The 16703-nt window shown below is 70.8% G+C and carries 11 protein-coding genes; 6 read left to right on the plus strand and 5 right to left on the minus strand.

All coding sequences use genetic code 11. The features are described 5' to 3' along the window. Positions 1 to 133 precede the first annotated feature (133 nt). Positions 134 to 2854 (minus strand): pyruvate, phosphate dikinase, encoded by a 2721-nt coding sequence (gene ppdK, locus ACFYNL_RS08925; RefSeq protein ID WP_388798907.1) that lies wholly within the window; start codon positions 2852 to 2854, stop codon positions 134 to 136. 605 nt (positions 2855 to 3459) lie between these two features. Then, the gene (locus ACFYNL_RS08930; protein ID WP_388798910.1) at positions 3460 to 4662 is read right to left on the minus strand and encodes an ROK family protein; all 1203 of its coding nucleotides are present in this window, start codon (positions 4660 to 4662) and stop codon (positions 3460 to 3462) included. Between the two features lie 78 nt (positions 4663 to 4740). Here ACFYNL_RS08930 and ACFYNL_RS08935 point away from each other — a divergent pair, with 78 nt between their 5' ends. The 3 genes from ACFYNL_RS08935 to ACFYNL_RS08945 all read left to right on the plus strand — a co-directional run bounded on the left by ACFYNL_RS08935 (position 4741) and on the right by ACFYNL_RS08945 (position 10202). Continuing rightward, positions 4741 to 6237, plus strand: a complete 1497-nt coding sequence (locus tag ACFYNL_RS08935) for a hypothetical protein (RefSeq protein ID WP_388798911.1) — start codon at positions 4741 to 4743, stop codon at positions 6235 to 6237. Beyond that, positions 6234 to 8171 (plus strand): glycogen debranching N-terminal domain-containing protein, encoded by a 1938-nt coding sequence (locus ACFYNL_RS08940; protein ID WP_388798914.1) that lies wholly within the window; start codon positions 6234 to 6236, stop codon positions 8169 to 8171. The genes ACFYNL_RS08935 and ACFYNL_RS08940 overlap by 4 nt, the downstream gene beginning before the upstream one ends. Positions 8172 to 8348: 177 nt before the next feature. Next, positions 8349 to 10202, plus strand: coding sequence for a CDP-alcohol phosphatidyltransferase (locus tag ACFYNL_RS08945; protein ID WP_388798917.1), 1854 nt, complete (start codon positions 8349 to 8351; stop codon positions 10200 to 10202). Between the two features lie 14 nt (positions 10203 to 10216). Here the strand turns inward: ACFYNL_RS08945 and dusB are convergent, their stop codons facing one another. Continuing rightward, positions 10217 to 11359 (minus strand): tRNA dihydrouridine synthase DusB, encoded by a 1143-nt coding sequence (dusB, locus tag ACFYNL_RS08950; RefSeq protein WP_388798922.1) that lies wholly within the window; start codon positions 11357 to 11359, stop codon positions 10217 to 10219. 79 nt (positions 11360 to 11438) lie between these two features. On the opposite strand from dusB, the gene ACFYNL_RS08955 reads away from it, so the two are divergent. Continuing rightward, positions 11439 to 12884, plus strand: coding sequence for an MFS transporter (locus ACFYNL_RS08955; protein ID WP_388798925.1), 1446 nt, complete (start codon positions 11439 to 11441; stop codon positions 12882 to 12884). Positions 12885 to 13062: 178 nt separating this feature from the next. Next, positions 13063 to 13281 (plus strand): hypothetical protein, encoded by a 219-nt coding sequence (locus tag ACFYNL_RS08960; RefSeq protein ID WP_388798928.1) that lies wholly within the window; start codon positions 13063 to 13065, stop codon positions 13279 to 13281. A 47-nt stretch (positions 13282 to 13328) separates the two neighbouring features. On the opposite strand, the gene ACFYNL_RS08965 is transcribed toward ACFYNL_RS08960, so the two are convergent. Both ACFYNL_RS08965 and ACFYNL_RS08970 read right to left on the minus strand, forming a co-directional pair. Further along, entirely contained in the window at positions 13329 to 13943 is a 615-nt protein-coding gene (locus tag ACFYNL_RS08965; protein WP_388798931.1) for a LysE family translocator, read from the minus strand. A gap of 225 nt (positions 13944 to 14168) precedes the next feature. Next, entirely contained in the window at positions 14169 to 15551 is a 1383-nt protein-coding gene (locus ACFYNL_RS08970) for a glycine--tRNA ligase (protein ID WP_388798934.1), read from the minus strand. Between the two features lie 173 nt (positions 15552 to 15724). Here ACFYNL_RS08970 and ACFYNL_RS08975 point away from each other — a divergent pair, with 173 nt between their 5' ends. Continuing rightward, the gene (locus ACFYNL_RS08975) at positions 15725 to 16684 is read left to right on the plus strand and encodes a metal ABC transporter substrate-binding protein (protein ID WP_388798937.1); all 960 of its coding nucleotides are present in this window, start codon (positions 15725 to 15727) and stop codon (positions 16682 to 16684) included. The last annotated feature ends 19 nt before the right edge of the window (positions 16685 to 16703 follow it).

A 16703-nucleotide genomic window follows, 5' to 3' on the forward strand; every position in this document is an offset into this window, starting at 1 on the left:
ATGACGGCGGAGACAGCAGAAGCAGGAGAGGGCGGCACCCCCGCACAGGGTGCCGCCCTCTTTCGTGCACCGGAACCGCCGCCCATCGGTACTGAGGGTCGGGGACGGACGACGGTTCCGGAGTCGGGGGAGGTCAGCGGTGGTCGCTGCCCTCCGACTGGGTCGCCGCGCGGCCGGCCTCCAGGCGGGCCACCGGGATGCGGAACGGCGAGCAGGAGACGTAGTCGAGGCCGACCTCGTGGAAGAAGTGGACGGACTCCGGGTCTCCGCCGTGCTCGCCGCAGACGCCGAGCTTCAGGTCGGGACGGGTCTCGCGGCCGGCCTTGGCGGCGGCGGCGACCAGCGAGCCGACGCCGTCCTTGTCGATCGTCTCGAAGGGGCTGACGCCGAAGATGCCCTTCTCCAGGTACGCGGTGAAGAACGAGGCCTCCACGTCGTCCCGGCTGAAGCCCCACACGGTCTGGGTGAGGTCGTTCGTGCCGAAGGAGAAGAACTCCGCGGCCTCGGCGATCTGACCGGCCGTGAGCGCGGCCCGCGGCAGCTCGATCATCGTGCCGATCGACAGCTTGAGCTGCGTGCCCGTCGCCGCCTCGACCTCCGCGATGACCTGGTCGGCCTCCTCGCGGACGATCTCCAGCTCCTGGACGGTGCCGACGAGCGGGATCATGATCTCGGCGCGCGGGTCGCCCTTGGCGTTCTTGCGCTCGGCCGCGGCCTCGGCGATGGCACGGACCTGCATGGTGAACAGGCCGGGGATGACCAGGCCGAGCCGGACACCGCGCAGACCCAGCATCGGGTTCTGCTCGTGCAGACGGTGGACCGCCTGCAGCAGGCGCAGGTCGTTCTCGTGGGACTCCTGGCGGGACTCGGCCAGGGCGACACGGACCGACAGCTCGGTGATGTCGGGCAGGAACTCGTGCAGCGGCGGGTCGAGGAGGCGGATCGTCACCGGGAGGCCGTCCATCGCGGAGAACAGCTCGACGAAGTCCTTCTTCTGAAGGGGCAGCAGCGCCTTCAGGCTCTCCTCGCGCTCCTCCTGCGTGTCGGCCAGGATGAGGCGCTCGACCAGCTCACGGCGGTCGCCGAGGAACATGTGCTCGGTGCGGCACAGACCGATTCCCTGGGCGCCGAAGCGACGGGCGCGCAGCGCGTCCTCGGCGTTGTCCGCGTTGGCCCGCACGCGCAGCCGGCGCTTGCGGTCGGCGAAGGCCATGATCCGGTGCACGGCCTCGACCAGTTCGTCGGCGTCGTTGGCGCCCGCGTGCATCCGGCCCTCGAAGTACTCCACGACCGGGGACGGGACCACCGGGACCTCGCCCAGGTAGACCTTGCCGCTGGAGCCGTCGATGGAGATGACGTCGCCCTCCTCGACGACGTGCCCGCCGGGGACCGTCATGCGGCGCCGCTTGGTGTCGACCTCCAGCTCCTCGGCGCCGCAGACACAGGTCTTGCCCATGCCGCGCGCGACGACGGCCGCGTGGGAGGTCTTGCCGCCCCGGCTGGTCAGGATGCCCTCGGCGGCGATCATGCCGTCGAGGTCGTCGGGGTTGGTCTCCCGGCGGACCAGGATGACCTTCTCACCGGAGCGCGACCACTTCACGGCGGTGTACGAGTCGAAGACCGCCTTGCCGACCGCCGCACCGGGCGACGCCGCGATGCCCCGGCCGACCTGCGCGACCTTCGCGCTCTCGTCGAAGCGCGGGAACATCAGCTGCGCGAGCTGGGCGCCGTTGACGCGCTGGAGCGCCTCGGCCTCGTCGATGAGGCCCTGGTCGACGAGCTGCGTGGCGATGCGGAAGGCCGCGCCCGCCGTGCGCTTGCCGACACGGGTCTGGAGCATCCACAGCTGACCGCGCTCGATGGTGAACTCGATGTCGCAGAGGTCCTTGTAGTGGTTCTCCAGCGTCTCCATGATCTGCATCAGCTGGTCGTACGACTTCTTGTCGATCGTCTCCAGCTCCGCGAGCGGGACGGTGTTGCGGATGCCCGCCACGACGTCCTCGCCCTGGGCGTTCTGGAGGTAGTCGCCGTAGACGCCCTGGTGGCCGGAGGCGGGGTCACGGGTGAAGGCGACGCCGGTACCGGAGTCGGGGCCCAGGTTGCCGAAGACCATGGAGCAGACGTTGACGGCCGTGCCGAGGTCGTGCGGGATGCGCTCCTGGCGGCGGTACAGCTTGGCGCGGTCGCCGTTCCACGAGTCGAAGACCGCCTTGATGGCGAGGTCCATCTGCTCGCGCGGGTCCTGCGGGAAGTCCCGGCCGGCCTCCTTCTTGACGATCTTCTTGAAGGCGGTGACCAGCTTCTTGAGGTCGGCGGCCTCCAGGTCGGTGTCGACCGTGACCTTCTTGGCCTCCTTGGCCTTGTCGAGGGCCTCCTCGAAGAGGTCGCCGTCGACGCCGAGGACGGTCTTGCCGAACATCTGGATGAGGCGCCGGTAGGAGTCCCAGGCGAACCGCTCGTCGCCCGCCTGCTCGGCGAGGCCCTTCACGGACTTGTCGGAGAGCCCGATGTTGAGGACCGTGTCCATCATTCCGGGCATCGAGAACTTCGCGCCGGAGCGGACCGAGACCAGCAGAGGGTTGTCGGCCTGGCCGAGCTTCTTGCCCATCTTCGTCTCAAGGGCGTCGAGGTGCGCACTCACCTCGTCACGCAGTGCCGCCGGCTCCTCGCCACTGTCGAGGTAGACCTTGCAGGCTTCCGTCGTGATCGTGAAGCCGGGAGGAACGGGGAGCCCCAGGTTGGTCATCTCGGCGAGGTTGGCGCCCTTGCCACCCAGGAGGTCCTTGAGGTCCTTGTTTCCCTCGGTGAAGTCGTAAACGAACTTCGCTACGTGGGGTTCTTTGTTTTCCGACACGGTCTCGACTCCCTCGAGGACGCGGTGGCTGCCCTGACGGCGAGGAACATACCCAGATCGAAGGCGCCTGGGTACGTCTACTCACGCGTCATACGCCCGTAACCACCCGTCCGCCAGGGGATCGAAAGTCAAGGCTTGGCAAGCCGAGACGGACGGATGTTTTCACTTCTTGAACGCGAAAGCCCTCACAAGTAAGCAACCGCGCTCAGATGAGCGGGACTATCGCACGTCTGAGTTCGATCGATGAACGATCAAGGGGTGGCACGGAGTGCCACCCCTTGGAGAAGTGCAGCCGCTCAAGATCCGCTCATCTGAGCGCAACCCTTATCAAGGGTGGCGAGAATCACGCTCCCACAAGCCGTCGGATTTCACCATGCGGACGCGCTCCGGACACGCCTCCGAACCGAAACCCGCTCGTCACAGACCCGCCGGTCACACACCGGCTCCCCGCGTCACAGACCTGGCCGGTCACACACCCGCTCCCCCGCCACAGACCCGCCCGTCACGCACCCGCTCCACCCGTCACAGACCCGCCCGTCACACACCCGCTCCCCCCGCCACAGACCAGCCCGCCACAGACCCGCCCGTCACACCCGCTCCCCCCGTCACACCCCCAACGCGGCCAGCCGCTCCTCCACCCGCTGCGGCGCGTACAGATGCTCGACGACCAGCGCCCCGGCCCCCACCAGCCCGGCCCGGTCCCCCAGCCGCGAGGTCACGACGTCCAAGTGGGCCGTGGAGCGTGGCAGCGCCCGCTGGTACAGCAGTTCCCGTACGCCGGTGAGGAAGGGCGTCCCGGCGAGGTCCCCGGCGATCATCAGCACACCGGGGTTGAGCAGCGTCACGACGGTGGCCAGCACGTCCCCGACCTGTCGCCCGGCCTCCCGTGCCAGTGCCGCCGCGCCCGGGTCCCCGGCCGCCAGCAGGTCCCGCACATCCGAGCCCGAGGCGGCCGGCACCCCGCCCCCGGCCAGCCTGCGGGCCACGGCACCCCCGCTGGCGACGGCGGCCAGGCAGCCGTACGAACCGCACCGGCACAGCGCGTCCGCGCCCGCCGGCACCCTGATGTGGCCGATGTCGCCGGCGCCGCCGTCGATGCCCCGGTAGATCGAGCCGTCCACCACCACCCCGGCACCGATGCCGGTGGAGACCTTGACGAGGACGAACGCCGAGCAGTCGGGGAAACCGGTGCGCTGTTCGCCGTACGCCATGAGGTTGGCGTCGTTGTCCACCAGGACCGGGACCGGTGCGGCACCGGTGGCCTCGGCGAAGGACCGGGCGAGGCGGCCTGTCGTGTCGTAGCCGTCCCAGCCCGGCATGATCGGCGGCTGGACCACCCGGCCGGTCACGGTGTCCACCGGACCCGGGACCGCGAGACCGATGCCGCAGACCTCGGCCGCGCGACGGCCTGCCTTCTCCAGCAACTCGGCGAACCAGCGCCCCAGCTCGTCCAGCACGATGCCCGGGCCGTCCTCGACGACCAGCGTGCCGGTGTGCTCGGCGAGGATCTCACCGGTCAACGACAGGACGGCGGCGCGCGCGTGACGGGTCTCCAGGTCGGCGGCCAGGACCACGGCGTGGGCGTCGTCGAACTCCAGGGTGATGGAGGGCCGGCCGCCCAGCGGGGAGCCCACGGGACCGACGGCACCCTCGCGCAGCCACCCCGCGCGGAAGAGGCGGTCCAGGCGCTGACCGACGGTGGCGCGGGACAGGCCGGTCGCGTGCTGGAGCGCGCCGCGCGTGACGGCCCGTCCGCTCCGCACCAGTTGGAGCAGTTCCCCGGCGCTCGCCGGACCCCGTGCGCTCATGCACACCCCCTTGTGTTCCTCAACCCTGCATTACATATTGGGTTTTGCGTGTTAAATAGACGTAACCCTACGGTAGCCATGACCGAACTGGTCGGCCGGATGTCTTTCGGGGAGCCCCGAGTGGATCGCAGCGCCCAACTCACCGTGCCTCCGGCGGAGCGTGACATCGCATACGATCCGCCGCCCACCGCGGATTCGCCGCACGTCAGGGCCGCCCGCGTGCTGGAGGCCAACTGGACCGGCACCTCGACGGTGCCCTCGCGCGGGCTGTACCCGCACCAGTGGTCGTGGGACTCGGCGTTCATCGCGATCGGTCTCCGGCACCTCTCGCCGTTACGGGCGCAGGCGGAACTGGAGACGCTGCTGGACGCCCAGTGGGGTGACGGACGGATCCCGCACATCGTCTTCAACCCCTCCGTACCGCTGGACGCCTACTTCCCGAGCCCCGACTTCTGGCGCTCCTCCACCGCGGGACGGACCGCGGGCGCCCCGCGCACCGTACAGACCTCCGGCATCGTGCAGCCACCGGTGCACGCGCTGTCCGCCTGGCTGGTCCACCGCGCCGACCCGGTGCTGTCCCGGGCGCGCGGCTTCCTCACCCGGGTGTATCCCCGCCTGGCCGCCTGGCACCGCTATCTGCTGCACCGCCGGGACCTGGGCGGCGGCGGCCTCGCGTCCGTCGTGCACCCGTGGGAGCAGGGGATGGACAACAGCCCCTGCTGGGACGCGCCGCTGAGCCGGGTCACGCCCGCCCCGGCCCGCTCCTTCCGCCGCGCCGACCTCGACCACGGCGCCGCCGAGGACCGGCCCACGGATCTGGACTACGGGCGGTACGTGCGGCTGGCGGCCGACTACCGGGACGGCGGCTACGCCGACGGCACCGGCGACTTCGCCGTCGAGGACCCGGCGTTCAACGCCCTGCTCATCGCCTCCGAGCACGCGCTGGCCCGGATCGCGCGGGAGTTGGGCGCCACGGGCACGGCCCGGCACGCCCGCGCCGAGCGGCTGACGGCGGCTCTGATCGAGCGGCTGTGGGAGCCGGCGGAGGGCATGTTCCTCTGCCGCGACCTGCGAGGCGACGGACCGGCCGGAGAGCTGGTCCCCGAGCGGGGTGTCGCGGGACTCGTCCCGCTCCTGCTCCCCACCCTCCCGCGTGACATCACCGCCGCCCTGGTGCGCACGGCGCACGGCCCCCACTTCGGTCTCGGCGGCACCACCCGGCTCGCGCCGTCGTACGACCTCCTGGGCGAGGCCTTCGACCCGCACCGTTACTGGCGGGGCCCGGCCTGGTTCAACACGAACTGGCTGCTGGAGCGCGGGCTGCGCACGCACGGCGAGCGAGAGCGGGCCGACGCCCTGCGCCGGGCGATGGTGGGGCTCGCCGACGCGTCCGGCTTCGCCGAGTACGTCGACCCGTACACCGGCGAGGCCTGCGGTGCCACCGGCTTCGGCTGGACCGCCGCGCTCGCGCTGGACCTGCTGCACGACGAGCCGGCGCGGGACACGAGCGATGTCCCGGAATGCGCTGTCGAGGATCTCGCGGTCAAGGAGTTCAAGGGAGGTAACCGGGGATGACGGACCGGCATCATCTGCTCGTGTTCGGAGGGACCTTCGCCGCCGTGGGCGACGGCGGGGACATCAGCGGCGTACGGGGCTCCGGCTCCCTGGACGGGCTGTTCGTACGCGACGCCCGGCACCTGAGCCGCTGGCAGCTCACGGTGGACGGAGCTGTGCCCGAAACCCTCTCCCCCGTCGCCGACGGGGACACCGCCCGCTGTGTCCTGGTCCCGCGCGGCGGCCGCAACGAACCGCCCGCCTACACGCTCTTCCGTGAACAGGCCGTGGGGGACGGATCGTTCATCGAGTCCCTGCGGGTGACCAGCAACCGCCCGGTGCCGACGACGGTCCGTCTCGCGGTCACCGCGGACGCCGACTTCACCGACCAGTTCGAGCTGCGCTCGGACCACCGCACCTACGCCAAGTCCGGCGCCGTCCGCTCCCGCCAAGTCCTGGACCACGGAGTGGAGTTCGGCTACCGGCGCGGCGAGTGGCACTCGCTCACGTCCGTGACGGCCGATCCCGTCCCCGACGGCGTCGAGGAGACGGGCACCGGAGCCCGCCGCCTGGTGTGGACCCTGCACCTGGAACCGCACGGCACGTCGGAACTCACCCTGCGGGTGATGGCCCGCCCGCACGGCGACACACGCCCGTTGCGCGTGCCCCGGTCCCCGGCCGCGCTGAACCAGCAACTGATCCGCATGGAGGGCGACTTCGTGGAGGGCGTCGCCTTCCCGACCGGCTGGCCGGAGCTGGCGGCGGCGTGTGCCCGGGGCCTCGCCGACCTCGCCTCCCTCCAGGTCCGCGCGACCGGCCCGGACGGCGAGGAACTGCGCGTCCCGGCCGGCGGCGCCCCCTGGTTCCTGACCCTGCTGGGCCGTGACGCCCTGCTGACGTCGCTGTTCGCGCTGCCCTACCGCCCGCGGCTGGCCGCCGCCACGCTCCCGGCGCTCGCCGCGACGCAGGCGACCGAGGCCGGCACGGACGCCGTCCGCCAGCCCGGCAAGATCGTGCACGAGGTACGGCACGGCGAACTGGCCCACTTCGGGCAGGTGCCGTACGGCCGTTACTACGGCTCGGTGGACGCCACGCCCCTCTTCCTGATCCTGCTGGGCGCGTACGTGGAGCAGACGGGCGACACGTCCCTGGCCCGCCGTCTGGAACCGCACGCCCGCGCGGCGATCGGCTGGATGCTGGACCACGGGGGTCTGACCTCCCGCGGCTACCTGGTGTACCGCGCCGACCAGGGCGGTCTGGCCAACCAGAACTGGAAGGACTCCCCCGGCGCCATCTGCTCGGCCGACGGCACGCGCCCCGGCGGACCGGTGATGGCGGCGGGCGCCCAGGGGTACGCGTACGACGCCCTGCGCCGCACGGCGTGGCTGTCCCGCACGGTGTGGCAGGACCAGACCTACGCGGCCCTCCTGGAGCAGGCGGCCGCCGACCTGCGTGACCGGTTCCAGCGGGACTTCTGGATGGAGGCGCACTCCTTCCCCGCGCTGGCGCTGGACGGTGCGGGCCGGCAGGTGGACGCGCTGGCCTCGGACGCGGGGCATCTGCTCTGGTCCGGGCTGCTGGACAAGGAGTACGGCGAGCTGGTGGGCCGCCGTCTGCTCGAACCCGACTTCTTCTCGGGCTGGGGTGTGCGCACCCTGGCGTCCGGTCAGCCGGCGTACCACCCGCTCTCCTACCACCGGGGTTCGGTCTGGCCGCACGACAACGCGCTGATCACGCTGGGACTGGCCCGGTACGGCCTGCACGACGAGGCCCGCACGGTCGCCCACGCCCTGGTCGAGGCGGCGACGGTGACCGGCCACCGGCTGCCGGAGGTCCTGGCGGGCTACGGCCGTGACACGCATGCGGAACCGGTGCCGTACCCGCACGCGTGCGTACGCGAATCCCGGTCGGCAGCGGCCCCGCTGGCGCTGCTGACGGCGGTGGGCGGCGCGTAGGAGGAACACCGCCGCACCTGTTGGCCAGGCGTTCGCCCAGCGTTTGCCGAGCGCTGGGGCACGGCGGCTGAACACCGGCCGGGGCCCGCCCGTACGGAAGGACGGCGGGCCCCCGACCACCCCGGCGAGGCCCGCCCCCACCACTCCGCCAGGGGCCTCGCACGGAAGGACCTTCGGGTGCCCGTCTTCACGCGCCGCCGTCAACCACCGGACCAGAACGACGACTTGCCCGCAACGGCACCCGGCGACGAGTCCACCCCGTCACCGACACACCCCGAGAACCCACCCCACCCGACCGGCGACCTCCCGCCCCCCGACGACGCACCCGGGGCCGCCGACGGCGAGGACGCCCGGGACGACCCGGCCGAAGGCGAAGCCGAGGCCCACGCCCGGAACCCATCCCCCACCCCCTACCTCCGCTGGACCGTCACCGCCCTCGCCGCCGCCCTCGTCTACGTCTGCCTGCAGATGCCGAACACGCTCGGCAACCTCAGACTCCGCGAGTTCGTACGCCTCCCCGCGGAGGCCGTCATCGGAGCCGCCGTGCTCCTGGCCCTCCCCCGGCGGCCCCGCCTGGTCGTCGCGGCCGCCTCCGGTACCGCCCTGGGTGCCCTGACCGCCCTGAACGTCCTCGACATGGGCTACAACGAGTACCTGGGCCGGCACTTCAACATCGTCCTGGACTGGGAACTGCTCGACGACGCGCAGTCGTACCTGAAGGACTCCCTCGGCGGCACGACCACGACCCTCCTCACGATCGGCGTCGTCCTGCTCGTCGTCCTGCTGATGGCCGCCGTCGCCCTGTCCGTCGTCCGCGTCGCCGACGTCCTCGCCCGTCACCGGGCGAACGCGTCGAAGGGCGCGCTGATCGCCGGCACCGTCTGGATCACCTGCACGGCGTTCGGGCTCCAGGTCGCCGGCGTGCCGATCGCCGCCGACCACACCGCCGGAGTCGTCAAGGTGCACGCGCGCCGGGCCGTGGACACCCTGCGCGACGAAGCGGCGTTCGCGAGGGACGCGAGGGCCGACACGTTCGGCGACACGCCGCCCGGCCAACTGGTGCCGGACCTGCGCGGCAAGGACGTCCTGTTCACCTTCGTCGAGAGCTACGGCCGCAGCGCCCTGGAGGACCCCGACATCGCCCCCGGCGTGACCGGCGCGCTCGACACGAGCGCCGAGGCCCTCGCGAAGGCCGGTTTCCGGGCCAGGAGCGGCTGGCTGACCTCGGCGACGTTCGGCGGGAGCAGCTGGCTGGGCCACTCCACCACCCTGTCCGGCCTGTGGATCGACAACCAGCAGCGCTACCGCACCGTGATGGCCGGCGACCACCTCAGCCTCACGAAGGCGTTCCGCAAGACCGGTGACTGGGACACGGTCGGCGTCATGCCGGGTGTCCAGAAGGCCTGGCCTGAACAGGAGTTCTACGGCCTCGACAAGGTCTACAACGCCTTCCAGCTCGGCTACCGGGGGCCGAAGTTCAGCTGGTCGACGATGCCCGACCAGTACGCTCTCGAAGCCTTCCAGCGTCTGGTCCACGGCAGGAAGCGGGACAGGCCCCTGATGGCGGAGATCATCCTGACCTCCAGCCACCAGCCGTGGGCGCCGATCCCGAAGATGGTCGACTGGGACGAGCTGGGCGACGGCTCGCTCTTCGGGCCCGTCCAGCGGGCCGGCACCCGGCCGTCGGAGATCATCTCCGACTCCGCCCGCTCCAAGCAGGAGTACGGCAGGTCGATCGCGTACTCCGTCACCAGCCTCACCCAGTGGCTGGAGCGGTACGGCACCGACGACACGGTCCTGGTCTTCCTCGGCGACCACCAGCCCATCTCCCGGGTCAGCGGCGGCAACGCAAGCCGTGACGTGCCGGTGTCGATCGTCGCCAAGGACCCGGAGGTCCTGGAGAAGATCGCCGACTGGAACTGGACCGACGGTCTCCGGCCCGGCCGCGAGGCCCCGGTGTGGAAGATGAGTTCGTTCCGGGACCGCTTCCTGACGGCGTACGGTTCGACACCGCACCCGAAGAAGGGGTGACCTGGGCCGGGCGGTCAGCCGCCGGAGGTGTCCAGCTCCGCGTCCTCGCTCACGCCCGCGCAGTCGTACGGGTCCTTCAGCCAGCCGTCCGGCAGCACCACCCGGTTGTTGCCCGACGTACGGCCACGGGGCCCGTCGGCGCCGGCCGGCCAGGGCTGGTCGAGGTCCAGCTCGTCGAGTCCTGAGCGCAGTTCCGCCAGGGACGACGTGATGGCGAGGCGCTTGCGCATCTCGCTGCCGACCGCGAAGCCCTTGAGGTACCAGGCGACGTGCTTGCGGAAGTCGATGACACCGCGCGTCTCGTCGCCGATCCACTCACCGAGCAGCGTGGCGTGCCGGACCATGACGTCGGCGACCTCGCGCAGCGCCGGACGGGCGATGTCCTCGGGACGGCCCTCGAAGGCGGCCACCAGGTCCGAGAACAGCCACGGCCGCCCCAGGCATCCCCGCCCGACCACGACTCCGTCGCACCCGGTCTCGCGCACCATCCGCACCGCGTCCTCGGCCGACCAGATGTCGCCGTTGCCGAGTACGGGGATCTCCGGCACGTGCTCCTTGAGCCGCGCGATGGCGTCCCAGTCGGCGGTGCCGCCGTAGTGCTGGGCGGCGGTGCGGCCGTGCAGGGCGATGGCGGTCACGCCCTCCTCGACGGCGATCCGCCCGGCGTCGAGGTAGGTGATGTGGTCGTCGTCGATGCCCTTGCGCATCTTCATCGTGACGGGCAGGTCGCCGGCTCCGCTGACCGCCTCCCGAAGGATCGCCCGCAGCAGGTTCCGCTTGAACGGCAGCGCGGAGCCGCCGCCCTTCCTGGTCACCTTCGGCACCGGGCAGCCGAAGTTCAGGTCGATGTGATCGGCCAGCCCCTCCTCCGCGATCATGCGGACGGCCTTGCCGACGGTGGCCGGGTCGACGCCGTACAGCTGGATCGAGCGCGGCTTCTCGGTCGCGTCGAAGTGGATCAGCTGCATGGTCTTCTCGTTGCGCTCGACCAGCGCCCTGGTGGTGATCATCTCGCTGACGAACAGCCCCTTGCCGCCACTGAACTCCCGGCACAGGGTGCGGAAGGGCGCGTTGGTGATCCCGGCCATGGGGGCCAGGACGACGGGCGGCTGGACGGTGTGCGGGCCGATCCGGAGGGGTGAGGCGGTCGTGGGCATTCCCCCATTGTCGCGTACGGCGAAGGATGCGCCAGTCATTAGTTAGGCGCACTATCGAAGCGGGCGTACGCTGGATCGCATGCCCGAGCTCACCCACCGCCGACGCCTGCTGGTCCTCGCGATCTGCTGCATGAGTCTGCTGATCGTGAGCCTCGACAACACCGTCCTCAACGTCGCCCTGCCCGCCCTCCAGCGCGACCTGGGCGCGAGCACCTCGGGCCTGCAGTGGACGATCGACGCCTACACCCTCGTGCTCGCCTCGCTGCTGATGCTGGCCGGCTCCACGGCAGACCGCATCGGCCGCAAGCGGGTCTTCATGGCGGGCCTGGTCGTCTTCACGATCGGCTCGACGCTGTGCTCCCTCGCCCCGAACCTGGACGCGCTGATCGCCTTCCGGACGGTGCAGGCGGTGGGTGGCTCGATGCTCAACCCGGTCGCGATGTCGATCATCACCAACACCTTCACGGACCCGCGGGAACGGGCTCGGGCGATCGGGGTGTGGGGCGCGGTGGTCGGCATCTCCATGGCCGCGGGCCCGCTCGTCGGGGGGCTGCTGGTGGAGACGGTCGGCTGGCGGTCGATCTTCTGGGTCAACCTGCCGGTGGGGCTCGCGGCGCTCTGGCTGACCTTCCGCTTCGTCCCCGAGTCCCGCGCCGCGCGCCCGCGCCGCGCCGACCCGGTCGGACAGGTGCTGGTCATCGCCCTGTTCGGCTCGCTGACGTACGCGATCATCGAGGCGCCGAGCGCGCCGGCCGCCGAGCTTCTCGTGTTCGGTGGCATCGCCCTGGCCGCGCTGATCGCCCTCCTGGTGTACGAACCCCGGCGCGTGGAGCCCCTCATCGATCTGCGGTTCTTCCGCTCGGCGCCGTTCAGCGGGGCCACGGTGATCGCGGTCAGCGCGTTCGCGGCGCTCGGCGGTTTCCTGTTCCTGTCGACGCTGTATCTGCAGAACGTGCGCGGGCTGGACGCGCTGCACGCGGGTGTGTGGATGCTGCCGATGGCCGCGCTGTGCTTCGTGTGCGCGCCGGTGGCGGGACGGGTGGTCGGCAACCGGGGGCCGCGGCTTCCGTTGCTGGTGGCCGGGGTGTCGATGACGGCGTGCGGGGTGCTGTTCGCCGCGTTCGAGGCGGAGACGGCGAACGGCACGCTCGTGCTCGGCTACGTCCTGTTCGGGCTCGGCTTCGGGTTCGTCAACGCGCCGATCACCAACACGGCGGTGTCCGGGATGCCCCGGGCGCAGGCGGGTGTCGCGGCGGCCGTCGCCTCCACGAGCCGTCAGCTGGGGCAGACCTTGGGGGTGGCGGTCGTGGGGGCGGTGCTGGCCTCCGGGGTGGGGGCGGCGTCGTACCGTTCCGCGTTCGTCGACGCGGCCCGGCCGGCGTGGTGGATCGTGGCCGGGTGCGGTCTTGTGGTGCTGGTCGTGGGACTGGCGACGAGCGGGGCCCGGGCACGTGCGAGCGCCGAACGGACGGCTGAGCGGCTGGAGTCGGGCCGCCCACGCGACACGTCCCGGGTCGGCGCCTGAGCCCTCGCCACCGGGGCCGGCCCTTCGCGACGGACCGGCGTGTGAGGGTGGGGGCACGACTTGGTCAACGCCACAGGGAGATCTCCCCGTCGATCTCGGTCTTGCTGCACACTCCTTGCTGCGCGGGGCCGTTCGGGTCGTGCGCACCGACTCGATGTCCTCGGACGCTGGAGGCGTCATGCTGGAGATCAACACGAGCAAGGTGAGCCGCTGGGACCAGCACGGACGGGAGCACGTCGTACGGGTGGCACGCAAGGGCGCGCAGCGCACGATCAGATGTGACACCTGCGGGTGGCGCAAGGGCGCGCAGTTCCTGCCGTGGCTGAAGGCGCAGGAGCATCTGGCGCAGGCCCACCAGGCGACGGTGGATCCGGCCGGGACGAAGCCGGACCGCTGACGCGGACGTTCGGCGACGACGTCCGCTCGCCGCAGGGCCGTTGAGGCTCACCGCGAGGTGAGGGCCAGCTTCGCGCCCAGCGCCAGGAACGACCCCGCGAAGCTCCGGCGCAGCCACGTCATCACCCTCGGCCGGGAGACGACATGGCTGCGGACCGACGCCGCGAGGACGCCGTACACGGCGAAGACGACGAACGTCGCCAGCATGAAGACCGCGCCGAGCAGCAGCATCAGCGGCAGGGCGTTCGCCTCGCCGGGGTTCACGAACTGGGGCAGGAAGGCGAAGAAGAAGATCGTCAGCTTCGGGTTGAGGAGATTGATCAGCACGCCCCGCACGATGACCCGGCGGGCGGGGACGGGCGTGTCCGGCCCGGCGGCCACGGTGATCGCCTCGCGGTCCCTGAGCGTCGCCCACGCCATGTACAGGAGGTAGGCGACACCGGCGTACTTCAGGACCTGGAAGGCGGTCGTGCTCGTGTGCAGCAGCGCGGCCACGCCCGTGACGGTGGCCAGCATGTGCGGCACGATGCCCAGGGTGCAGGCGAACGCCGCGAGCACACTCGCGCGGGGCCCGCGGGCCAGTCCGGCGGCCAGGGTGTAGACGACACCGGTGCCGGGAGTGGCGACCACGACGAGGGTGGTGAGGAGGAAGGCGAGGCTCATGGGGCCACCCTGCTGCCGCCGTGGTCCGCGCAACAGGGCCAATCGCGGGGCCCGCTGGAGGACCACTGCCGGCCGCCGCTCCCCTCGACCGCCTTCCCGCCTGCCCGAAGCTGCGAGAACACAAATTCCCCGCACCCCCGCAGGGGCGCGGGGAACCGCGCGACGAGCCGCGGACGACGCTCGCCCGGCCACCGGAGGCAGCCGGGCCGCCGCCCCCAGGAGAAGCTAGGCGCCGATCAGCCGAGCGGCCAGGTAGCTCTCGATCTGGTCCAGCGACACGCGCTCCTGCTTCATGGAGTCCCGCTCACGAACGGTCACGGCGTTGTCGTCGAGGGTGTCGAAGTCGACCGTGACGCAGAACGGCGTGCCGATCTCGTCCTGGCGGCGGTAGCGGCGCCCGATCGCACCCGCGTCGTCGAACTCGATGTTCCAGTTCTGGCGCAGCGTCTGGGCGAGGCCCTTGGCCTTCGGGGACAGCTCGGCGTTGCGGGACAGCGGGAGCACCGCGACCTTCACCGGCGCCAGCCGGTGGTCGAGCCGCAGCACCGTCCGCTTCTCCATCTTGCCCTTGGCGTTCGGCGCCTCGTCCTCGACGTACGCGTCCAGCAGGAACGCCAGCATCGCGCGTCCGACACCGGCCGCCGGCTCGATGACGTACGGCGTCCAGCGCTCGCCGGCCTCCTGGTCGAAGTAGGAGAGGTCCTGGCCGGAGGACTTGGAGTGCGCGCCGAGGTCGTAGTCGGTGCGGTTGGCGACGCCCTCCAGCTCGCCCCACTCGTTGCCGCCGAACTGGAAGCGGTACTCGATGTCAGCGGTGCGCTTGGAGTAGTGGGAGAGCTTCTCCTTCGGGTGCTCGTACCACCGCATGTTCTCCTCGCGCAGGCCCAGGCCGGTGTACCAGTTCCAGCGCTGCTCCATCCAGTACTCCTGCCACTTCTCGTCCTCGCCCGGCTTGACGAAGAACTCCATCTCCATCTGCTCGAACTCACGGGTGCGGAAGATGAAGTTGCCGGGCGTGATCTCGTTGCGGAAGGACTTGCCCATCTGCGCGATGCCGAACGGGGGCTTCTTGCGCGAGGCGACCTGCACCTGGGCGAAGTTGGTGAAGATGCCCTGGGCGGTCTCGGGGCGCAGGTACGCGACCGAGCCGGAGTCCTGCGTCGGGCCGAGGTGGGTGGACAGCAGACCCGAGAACTGCTTGGGCTCGGTGAACTGGCCCTTGTTGCCGCAGTTCGGGCAGTTGATGTCGGCCAGGCCGTTCTCGGGGAGGTGGCCCTTCTTCGCCTCGTACGCCTCCTCCAGGTGGTCCGCGCGGAACCGCTTGTGGCAGGAGGTGCACTCGGTGAGCGGGTCCGTGAAGGTGGCGACGTGACCGGAGGCCACCCAGACCTCGGGGGCCAGGATGACGGACGAGTCGATACCGACCACGTCCTCGCGCGACGTCACCATGTAACGCCACCACTGACGCTTCAGGTTCTCCTTGAGCTCGACACCCAGCGGTCCGTAGTCCCAGGCGGCGCGCTGGCCGCCGTAGATCTCACTGCACGGGAATACGAAGCCACGGCGCTTGCTCAGGCTGACGATGGTGTCGATCTTGTCGGCGGCCACGGTGCTCTCTTCATTACGACGACGGGCGACGAAGCGAGGCGCTTCACAGCGAATGCTTCAGGGTACCGGCGGGGCCTCCCCCTCAACCAAATCGGTAGCGCTCTCCGTAGCGCTCCGTGGGCGGTCGCTCACTTTGTTGACAATGGTTTCCATAATTGCTGAAAATGAGTGTCATGAACGTACGACGACACCACATATCCGGGGTTGCCATCGCGGCCGCGACCGTCCTCGGTCTCGGCACCCTGTCCGCCTGCTCGTCCGACAGCGCGGCGGCCGGCAACACGGAGAAGTTCGACGTGGTCGCGTCGTTCTACCCGATGGCCTTCCTCGCCGAGCAGATCGGCGGCGACCATGTGAAGGTCTCCAGTCTGACCGACCCGGGCCAGGAGCCGCACGACCTGGAGATCAGCACGCAGCAGCGGGCGCAGATCGAGAACGCCGACGCCGCCCTCTACCTCAAGGGTCTCCAGCCCGCCGTCGACGAGGCGATCGGCCAGTCCGGCGTCGGGACCAGGATCGACGCCGCCACGCTCACGAAGCTGGAGGACCACGGCAACCTGGAGGAGGGCCACGCGCACGAGGGCGAGGAGGAGCACTCCGAGGAGGAGGAGCACGCCCGCGACCCGCACGTCTGGCTGGACCCGGTGAAGTACGCCGAGGTCGCCAAGGGGGTCGGCGCCGCCTTCGAGAAGGCGGACCCGGACCACGCGGCCGACTACAAGAAGAACACCGAGGCCCTGGTCAAGAAGCTCGACGCCCTCGACACCGAGTTCGCGGACGGCCTGAAGAACACCAGGAGCAAGGTCTTCTTCACCAACCACGCCGCCTTCACCTACCTCGCCGAGCGCTACGGCCTGACCCAGGAGGCCATCGCCCTCAACCCCGAGAGCGAGCCCAGCCCGGCCCGGATCAAGGAGCTCCGGCAGGAGGCCGAGGCCGACGGCGTCACCACCGTGTTCTACGAGACACTGGTGTCCGACAAGACCGCCAGGACCCTCGCCGACGACGCGGGCCTGAAGACGGACGTCCTCGACCCGCTCGAGGGCATCACCGACAAGTCCGAGGGCGACGACTACTTCGAGGTCATGCAGGCCAACCTCGCGGCCCTGAAGACGGCCCTGGGAGCCAAGTGAGCGACACCCTACGGAGGAC

It is taken from the genome of Streptomyces sp. NPDC007808 (genome assembly GCF_042868655.1).
Classification (GTDB): domain Bacteria; phylum Actinomycetota; class Actinomycetes; order Streptomycetales; family Streptomycetaceae; genus Streptomyces.